The sequence below is a fragment of the Hallella faecis genome, from assembly GCF_018789675.1.
Taxonomy (GTDB): Bacteria; Bacteroidota; Bacteroidia; order Bacteroidales; family Bacteroidaceae; genus Prevotella; species Prevotella faecis.
In genome coordinates, this window is the sequence record NZ_JAHKBE010000120.1 from 1 (window position 1) to 1765 (window position 1765).

General features: G+C 56.5%; 1 rRNA gene. It reads right to left on the reverse strand.

Features of this window, described 5'->3' with window-relative positions:
- Window positions 1-6: 6 nt before the first annotated feature.
- A 16S ribosomal RNA gene (locus tag KM934_RS12705) occupies window positions 7-1539 on the reverse strand.
- Between the last annotated feature and the right edge of the window lie 226 nt (window positions 1540-1765).

The window sequence follows — 1765 nt, forward strand, 5'->3', positions numbered from 1 at the left end:
CTCCAGAAAGGAGGTGTTCCAGCCGCACCTTCCGGTACGGCTACCTTGTTACGACTTAGCCCCAATTACCAGTTTTGCCCTAGGCCGATCCTTGCGGTCACGGACTTCAGGCACCCCCGGCTTTCATGGCTTGACGGGCGGTGTGTACAAGGCCCGGGAACGTATTCACCGCGCCATGGCTGATGCGCGATTACTAGCGAATCCAGCTTCGTGGGGTCGGGTTGCAGACCCCAGTCCGAACTGAGGCCGGCTTTTGGGATTGGAGACTGCTTGCGCAGACCCGGCTCTCTGTACCGGCCATTGTAACACGTGTGTAGCCCCGGACGTAAGGGCCGTGCTGATTTGACGTCATCCCCACCTTCCTCGCACCTTACGGTGGCAGTGTCCCCGGAGTGCCCGGCATTACCCGATGGCAACTGGGGAGAGGGGTTGCGCTCGTTATGGCACTTAAGCCGACACCTCACGGCACGAGCTGACGACAACCATGCAGCACCTTCACAGCCGCCCCGAAGGGCCTCACCATCTCTGGATCGTTCGGCTGCAATTCAAGCCCGGGTAAGGTTCCTCGCGTATCATCGAATTAAACCACATGTTCCTCCGCTTGTGCGGGCCCCCGTCAATTCCTTTGAGTTTCACCGTTGCCGGCGTACTCCCCAGGTGGGATGCTTAACGCTTTCGCTTGGCCACTCAACCGCAGGGGCCGAATAGCGGGCATCCATCGTTTACCGTGCGGACTACCAGGGTATCTAATCCTGTTCGATACCCGCACTTTCGAGCATGAGCGTCAGTTACGCACCCGTCAGCTGCCTTCGCAATCGGAGTTCTTCGCCATATCTAAGCATTTCACCGCTACACGGCGAATTCCGCCAACGTTGCGCGCACTCAAGCTGGGCAGTTCGCGCTGCAGTGCAGACGTTGAGCGACTGCATTTCACAACACGCTTGCCCGGCGGCCTGCGCTCCCTTTAAACCCAATAAATCCGGATAACGCCCGGACCTTCCGTATTACCGCGGCTGCTGGCACGGAATTAGCCGGTCCTTATTCATGCGGTACCTGCAAAAGGCCACGCGTGGCCCACTTTATCCCCGCATAAAAGCAGTTTACAACCCATAGGGCCGTCGTCCTGCACGCTACTTGGCTGGTTCAGGCTTCCGCCCATTGACCAATATTCCTCACTGCTGCCTCCCGTAGGAGTTTGGACCGTGTCTCAGTTCCAATGTGGGGGACTTTCCTCTCAGAACCCCTACTGATCGTCGTCTCGGTGGGCCGTTACCCCGCCGACTAACTAATCAGACGCATCCCCATCCGCAAGCGACGGATCTTTGTTCCTCATCAGATGCCCTCTAAGGAAAACATAAGGTATTAGGCCGCATTTCTACGGGTTATCCCTTACTTGCGGGAAGGTTGGATACGCGTTACTCACCCGTGCGCCGGTCGACGCCCAAAGGAAGCAAGCTTCCTCTGTCGTTTCCCCTCGACTTGCATGTGTTAAGCCTGTAGCTAGCGTTCATCCTGAGCCAGGATCAAACTCTCCATTGTAAAGTATCTTGCGGACATTGCCGACAACGGCCGAGGCCGATGGGCGTGTCCTTGTTTGTCTGTCTCGGGACGATTATCCAAATCTTTCGTACTGCCTCCGCAGGGGAGGCCGAATTGATCGGTTCGTTTTTTACCCAAGCGCCTCAGGAACAACCCTTGGCGCTCGCTTCTTGTACTACTTCTCTGTTATGTAAATCTGTTCAAAGAACTCTTTCTTTCGTGCCTC